This window comes from Parabacteroides sp. PH5-46, from assembly GCF_029892785.1.
Taxonomy (GTDB): domain Bacteria; phylum Bacteroidota; class Bacteroidia; order Bacteroidales; family Tannerellaceae; genus DFXE01.
The window spans coordinates 185,373-192,221 of record NZ_JARXXA010000008.1 but is presented as its reverse complement, the minus strand read 5'-3'; the positions used below and the strand labels follow the sequence as shown (position 1 = coordinate 192,221).

The window sequence follows — 6,849 nt, the reverse complement described above, 5'->3', positions numbered from 1 at the left end:
TAAAGATACTAATTCTTGCAGATATAAACAAGAAATAATCAAACTAATATATTGTCAATCAAATAAATGAAATGCTTTTAAGGATAGACTATTTAGATTTTAGTTCCTTCCAAACATCTAAAATGTCTTTTTCGCCAGCAAAATATTCCACAGTAGAATCTTTTCTGAAAATCTCTGCTGAAGGAGCCAGGTAAATCTTATTTGAATCAGGGTATTCACACACATCGTACCCAATAAAAGTCCTTATATCCAGATACGTACATGGCTCTATCGTATGATTGTATAACTGATGAGCCCCCGTTTCTCCTTTTTCGAAAAATATCAAATCTCCCTCTTTTACAATCTCCAAGCCCTTAGGAGTCCTCAAGGTAGCAGAACCCGAAAGCATAACAAACAGTTCTTCCGCGTATCTGTGAAAATGATAAGCAGAGCAAAACTCCCCAGGATCTAACCGCCGCACATCGAAATTCAAATTCTCCGGCTCTACCCCCTTATCCACTCTCGACATATCCGTAAACAACTTGAAGTGATCTACACGATTAGGATTTTCTTTAAAATTTCTCTCGCCTGATTTTAATATTGTTGCCATATGCGCTCCATCACAACATTGTATTCTTTTTCAGCTTTAATCTTTGCCATAGTCCGTTACCTCTTCTGCTGTTGATGAACTCCAATTCATCAACAGCGATTTGGACATGAAATGATATTTGATTGAAGTATCATCTACCTTTAGGCGTGCTACTGTTTCTTCAGCGGTTAAGACTTGTGCTTTCTATAACGTTATTGTAGTATAGATTCTATCATTTGCTACAGCCCCAAAGACAATATCATACCTGTGTGGAATTGACCTTCTGCAACTAACCACAAAACTTAACCAATCTTCATTGGGACTATCGAACTTTTTAATGTTGTATTTTGGGTTATTTAATAGATTATCGTCAACATCATACGTATTTACAATAGCCTTTGAACCATCTTTTGCTGCTTTCTGCTTTTTGATAGCCCAACGCTTAGCTTGTTCAAAATTTGTAGTTGTATAAAATTCTTCGCCAAAATCAGTACTTGGGCGCCCCAATGCTACTTATGGATTATCAACTCGATGAAGTGAACCGTGATAAACTTTCATGTTATTGTTTTCTGTTATCAATATACTCGTCTATTTCTCTCATGATATACTCTTTCCCTTGCGTGTGCAGCATATCAAAAACATCTTCCAAGTAGTCCAGCACTCCATATTTATTAAACAAGAATAAGGTGTCTTCTGTGCTAATCTTTTTATACTCCTTGAAATTTTCTATGCAAAAAGACAAAAACAGTAATACAGGAGCAGATTTGTTTTCATTCTTTTTTTCTTCGCGTTTTTCAGTATGAAGCATATCGTATAGATTTGCTGTACTTAACTGCCATAGATATGAGTCTTCGTCAGACATCTGTTTATACAACTTAGACGAGTAGAGATATTGTATTGCATCTTTGACGCTCAACGCATTATTCTCTATAATCATTTCAAGTAGTTGCTGTATCTTAAAGGGCAACATCATTTTGACTAAACTTTCTCCCATAACTTAATGAAGTTTTAAAATAACATCTACTACAAAAATAACAACAGTGATTCTAACGGTGATTCTTTTTCAACAATATTCACTCTCTTAAAAAGAAAAAACTCCGAAACCACTTAGTTTCGGAGTTTTTCTTGAGGTTCCTGGCGGATTTGTGCCAGTTGCTCTTTTGTATTGAATATCAGAAAGTTACTTCTTTGCAACTTTGTTATTTGTCTAACATTTGATCAGCGTTTTTATTTTTAGTAATACCATCCTTATTAAAACCTTTTGCTCATCTTGAAATTAGTGAGATACAATTGATTTGCTTTCCGTTTTTGCACTTCATCAACTTGAAAACCTTGTTTTTCGAAAAATGGTTTTGCCGTGATGCTAACCTCCGATGTTAACATTTCTACACCCTTCGCTTTTGCATAGGTTTCTATGAACTTATACAAAGATGTTGCAATACCTTGATGTTGATAATCTTTGTGAACAAACAACGTGTGTATATAACCTGTATCATTAACAGAAGCAAAACCCACAATTACTCCGCTTTCATCTTCTGCTACTACGTAATGCTGTTCTTCAAAACTTTCGACCAAATGACTGGTGTCATCTACACACGAAGCCCAATCTTCCACTTCCTCGACGGTATAATCTTTCCGGTTTATAGTCAGAATGGTATTCTGATATAACTCTTTCAACTTTGGAATATCAGACAAGGTTGCTTGGCGGATTTTGCTATTCTTAAAGTTCATATCGGGCGTCTTCAATCATTTGATATTCAGATGTTTTTATACGTTATTACATTTTACGCAGTGGAGTGCACATTTTTACGCGATACGAAAACAACAAACACATCAGGGCTATAACGGTGCATTACCCTCTATATATTCCTGCGATTGTATCTGCCAATGAAGGTGTACCAATTGGATAATGTTCGTCTTCGTACTCTTCTACAAGACTGGAAAGCAGTTCTAACTCTATTGAATCTTTGCTATCAATAAGAGTTTCATTGTTTACAATGCCAAGAAGCTCTTCTATGCGCTCCATCACAACATGGTATTCTTTTTCAGTTTTAATCTTAATCATCTAATTAAATAACCGTGATGATATTTCAGCTTTATAGCACTTCGCCTTTACTATATGATTCATATAAGTAACCAGGACTTTCGTAGTAAATGCTACTGTTAAAGTCTTCTATTTTAGGAGATAGCCACGAGTTATACACTTCCATAAGGGCTTCAATCGGCTCTTTATTTTGTTTCTCGGCAACATCAACGATTAAGCGTTTGTACACCTTGCCAATGTCCCAATGAGTGGGTATAGCGTATTTCCCTGTAGCAACATTGTCGAAGTTCCCTTCTTCTATAGCGTATTGTGCGATTAATTCATCACTTAACTTATCTATATTCTCGCTATGATATACATCTGCTAAATCATATAGATGCTGCAATTTTTCTTTCCCGATAGCACGGGTAACGACATTTCGGTGATTCTTTGTTTTACGTCCAATATACTCTATCAGGCTGCAAACAAAGAAAAGGTCATTATATTCTTTCTTTTCTCTTCCTGTCATTTCCCTACCTCCTCGCTTCTTTTAAAGGTTAAACATTTCAATGCAGCCGGAGTACAGAAGTTTATCTGATGTGTTGGATGTTTAAATTTGGCAAGTACCCAAAACTGTTCACGAGTAATTACACCGCTAACATAATCCGAGATGTAGTTGTATATTTGGTCGTTAGCCATCGCTCCAATCACAATGTCGTAGTTATGAGGAACACCATTCCGGCAATCTACAATAAAGTCTAACCATTCTTCTGTCATTTCCGTAAAATGCAGAATTCTCAAGAGGTCGTTTGCTTCAAACTCATAGATACTAACAATGGGAGTATTATATCGCTTTGCCCATCGCATTGCCTGCTCTTTCATTTCAGTACAATAAAAACCTGAGCCAAAATCCTTAGCATATTTTCCCTTGATTATTTCAGGAAGTTCTATTGAGCAATATCCTCCGTGATATATTTCCATAAACAGTTATTATTTTATACTCCCAAAACTATGGAAGCATCAATATTCAGATTTTTGCTAATGCTTCTTGCAACTTGATAGGTTGGTTCAATTTTCCCCGATAGTATTTCACTTATTCGGGAAGGACTGATACCAATAAGTTCTGCTAACCCTTTTTGAGTTAGGTTCATTTCATACATTCTCAATTTGATTGTTTCCGCCAATGAAGGAGTACCAATTGGATAATGTTCGTCTTCGTACTCTTCTACAAGACTGGAAAGGAGTTCTAACTCTATTGAATCTTTGTTGTCAATAGGAGTTTCGTTGTTTACAATGCCAAGAAGCTCTTCTATGCGCTCCATCACAACATGGTATTCTTTTTCAGTTTTAATCTTTGCCATAATCTTACATTTTAGAACAGTCGTCGATATCATCGTACTCTTTGTGAGTACCAATAAACCTAACGTACACCGTTTTTATCTTAAACAGAACCCTTGCTATCAACCGATAAGTGTTACCTTTTATGTTAAAGACATAATTGTCGTTTCCCACTGAATCTACGCTATTAAAAGTCTTTTTCACATCACTAAAGTTGTTCCAATCGGCTTTTTTAGTCTTTGAGTGCCATTCCTCCAAAGGAGTCTTTGCATCTGCATGTTTCTCGTAGAAATCAACTAATGGCTTCTTCTTGATAATCTTCATTCGGTATGATATTTTATACAAAGATACGCTCAAAATTCCGAATGGCAAAATTTTATTCCATATTTTGAATTAAAAAAACAGAATAAAATAGAGTACAGCAAATCAAGGCACAGTTAATCTAAGTTAATAACTTTTTCTAAGTGTTATAGACTTCCAAGAAATGATAAAAAAATACAGCTTTTTCAGGTTGTGAAATATTCTTTATTCGAATAACTTTTTCAGTGCCGATTTTTAATATTCACGAGGAGTATATTTCTCAATTATAAAATATGTAAATATCTAACGATGTGCTATTTTAGCCATTTTGCGATATGCTTTCCACGCCATAAATTTGCAAAGAAATCAGAAAACAATTAAATAGTTAAACACAATTTTCAATTACTAGATTATGAAGATGCAATATGTTATAAATGAGGAAGAATTAGAAAGGGTTATTTCAAAAATCATGGATAAGCGATTGCCACCACAAGTTGCCGACCAAGTAGAAAAGACGTATACCATCAATCAGGTTGCCCGGTTACTGGGACGTTCGCACAAGAAGATATCTGATTTGGTCGCCAGTGGCATACTGGCAACTACACCCGACAGACGAATATACGAGAGTTCAATCAGAGAATACAATAAAAAGTGAGACACAACAGAGGTTGTGCAATTTCTGAAATTCTTCCAACTACCACATTAGGGAGAATTGCAACGCCATCTTTGTAGGTGGCGTTTTCAGTTTAACGAAATAAAAAAGGATAAAGCTTCACAAACCTTATCCTAAGTCTTTTGTAGAAACTTCGTTTCCACGCACCCGACAGTGCAAAGATACGAACTTCTACGCTAATAGCATAGAAATCAGTATATGAAAAATGAAATCAAGTTTTACTCTGTTCAGGTAAAGACCGATAGTGAGGGTAACATTAAGACAGAGCTAAGAATCCGTTATAAGGAGTTTATAGACCTTTTGTTAAGCTTTGGCTTCCGCAGATATGATATAGGAAAAGCATCTATCTATATTCGCATTACAGACAATGTCGTTACAGAGTACTCAATTACTCAAATACAGGATTATTTCCTGAACTATATAAAGTCTTTGCCGGAGAAGCTGGAAGATAATGTTAGACGAGATTCTTTGCTTGAAAAGTTCTACTCTAATCCTGCAAATTATTTTTGCGACAGAAAACTAAATTTGCTAATGTGTGATAAGTCGCTTGAATTTAATACGGACACCCGGGATTCCGTTTTTCTCTATTTCAAGAATGGATATGTAAAAGTAACCCAAGAGGGATACAATCTATATGACTATGCAAGTCTGAATAAGTGTATTTGGGCAAATCAGATACTCCCAAGAGATTTTGAAAAGAAAGAATTTATTGAAAGTCAGAATGCGGAATTTGCGAAGTTCTGCTTTAATGTTTCCGGCAAAAAGTTAGACCGTTTCCATGCACTTATGTCTATTATAGGCTATAATTTACATACCTATTTTGACACAAAACTAAAAGCGAGCATCTTCACGGATAGTAAGATTAGCGAAACGCCGAGCGGGAGAACCGGGAAAACCTTATTCTGCAAAGGTTTAGGTAAGATTAAGAACTATTGCGAAATCAACGGTAAGGACTTTGACCCCACTTACAGGCATAAGTACCAAGAAGTGGAGGTTGATACACAAATAGTTTGTCTAAATGACGTGAGAAGTCCATTTGATTTTGAATTACTCTACAACGATATTACAGAATATTTGCCTGTTCAGCGAAAGAACCAACAACCTTTTCGGATAAAGGCAAAAATGTTAATCACAACAAATAAAACAATTCAAACTACTGGAGACAGTTCAAAAGACCGTTGTATCGAGTTTGAGTTTTCGGAGCACTACCATAGAGGTTATAGCCCGCAAGATGAATTTGGGCATCGTTTTTTTACTGAGTGGGATAAATCCGAGTGGAACCTATACGACAATTTTATGATGAGCAGTATTTCGTTCTATTTTAAGAAAGGATTAGTTGAACCTAAGCCAATCAACCTAAACATAAGAAAAGTCATTGAGCAGACTTCTTTTGAGTTTGTAGAATATGTTAATAGCTGCTTAGAGGAAGGCTTTATTGAATCTGGAAAGGAATATCCCAAATCGACAATTTATAATCACTTTAAAGAATTGTACGAGATACCAAACGAAAGACACTTCTATTCAGATGTTCGAAACTTCTATAAACATCTGAAAACCTATTGTGAATGCTCTGATTATCATTTGGAGTACAGCGAACGCACAAGTAACAGCATCCGGTGGTTCTCAATAATAGATAGGGGTATCAAAAAATAATTCATTTACCGTACTTTGCGTACTTTCTGTTATATGTTTCTAAAATACAGATATTTATGCAGTACGATAAGTAGTACGGTAGATGAAAATCATCGTACTTACCGTACTTAGAGTACTATTCTTAAGGTTACAGTACTGTATCAGTACGATAAAAAGAGGGTAATCGCACTTTGTAAGTTATTGATAAACAGTAAGTAAAATCAAAAAGTACGCAAAGTACGATAAACCCCTATACATTATTCAGACTGCCACGCAGTAAAAGGAAAAACATTAGGGAAAATAAAGCAGCAAATC

Annotated in this window: 10 protein-coding genes; 2 read left to right on the top strand and 8 right to left on the bottom strand. The window is 35.5% G+C overall.

Features of this window, described 5'->3' with window-relative positions; translation table 11 throughout:
• Positions 1 to 88: 88 nt before the first annotated feature.
• The 8 genes from M2470_RS10565 to M2470_RS10530 all read right to left on the bottom strand — a co-directional run bounded on the left by M2470_RS10565 (position 89) and on the right by M2470_RS10530 (position 4,253).
• Positions 89 to 589 carry a cupin domain-containing protein gene (locus M2470_RS10565; RefSeq protein WP_280744848.1) on the bottom strand — a complete coding sequence of 167 codons (501 nt, stop codon included), beginning with the start codon at positions 587 to 589 and terminating at the stop codon, positions 89 to 91.
• Between the two features lie 538 nt (positions 590 to 1,127).
• On the bottom strand, positions 1,128 to 1,562 hold the full coding sequence (locus M2470_RS10560; protein ID WP_280744849.1) for a DUF3791 domain-containing protein: 435 nt from the start codon (positions 1,560 to 1,562) through the stop codon (positions 1,128 to 1,130).
• 257 nt (positions 1,563 to 1,819) lie between these two features.
• Positions 1,820 to 2,299 (bottom strand): GNAT family N-acetyltransferase, encoded by a 480-nt coding sequence (locus M2470_RS10555; protein WP_280744850.1) that lies wholly within the window; start codon positions 2,297 to 2,299, stop codon positions 1,820 to 1,822.
• A gap of 121 nt (positions 2,300 to 2,420) precedes the next feature.
• Positions 2,421 to 2,633: an XRE family transcriptional regulator gene (locus tag M2470_RS10550; RefSeq protein WP_280744851.1), complete on the bottom strand. Its 213-nt coding sequence runs from the start codon at positions 2,631 to 2,633 to the stop codon at positions 2,421 to 2,423.
• A gap of 31 nt (positions 2,634 to 2,664) precedes the next feature.
• Entirely contained in the window at positions 2,665 to 3,120 is a 456-nt protein-coding gene (locus tag M2470_RS10545; RefSeq protein ID WP_280744852.1) for a hypothetical protein, read from the bottom strand.
• Complete coding sequence (locus tag M2470_RS10540) at positions 3,117 to 3,572, bottom strand: DUF3990 domain-containing protein (RefSeq protein WP_280744853.1); 456 nt, start codon at positions 3,570 to 3,572, stop codon at positions 3,117 to 3,119. The genes M2470_RS10545 and M2470_RS10540 overlap by 4 nt, the downstream gene beginning before the upstream one ends.
• A 14-nt stretch (positions 3,573 to 3,586) precedes the next feature.
• On the bottom strand, positions 3,587 to 3,952 hold the full coding sequence (locus M2470_RS10535; protein WP_280744854.1) for a helix-turn-helix domain-containing protein: 366 nt from the start codon (positions 3,950 to 3,952) through the stop codon (positions 3,587 to 3,589).
• A gap of 4 nt (positions 3,953 to 3,956) precedes the next feature.
• Complete coding sequence (locus M2470_RS10530) at positions 3,957 to 4,253, bottom strand: type II toxin-antitoxin system HigB family toxin (protein ID WP_163309834.1); 297 nt, start codon at positions 4,251 to 4,253, stop codon at positions 3,957 to 3,959.
• 445 nt (positions 4,254 to 4,698) lie between these two features.
• On the opposite strand from M2470_RS10530, the gene M2470_RS10525 reads away from it, so the two are divergent.
• Both M2470_RS10525 and M2470_RS10520 read left to right on the top strand, forming a co-directional pair.
• Positions 4,699 to 4,884, top strand: coding sequence for a helix-turn-helix domain-containing protein (locus tag M2470_RS10525; protein WP_280744855.1), 186 nt, complete (start codon positions 4,699 to 4,701; stop codon positions 4,882 to 4,884).
• Positions 4,885 to 5,100: 216 nt separating this feature from the next.
• The gene (locus tag M2470_RS10520) at positions 5,101 to 6,555 is read left to right on the top strand and encodes a primase-helicase family protein (RefSeq protein ID WP_280744856.1); all 1,455 of its coding nucleotides are present in this window, start codon (positions 5,101 to 5,103) and stop codon (positions 6,553 to 6,555) included.
• The last annotated feature ends 294 nt before the right edge of the window (positions 6,556 to 6,849 follow it).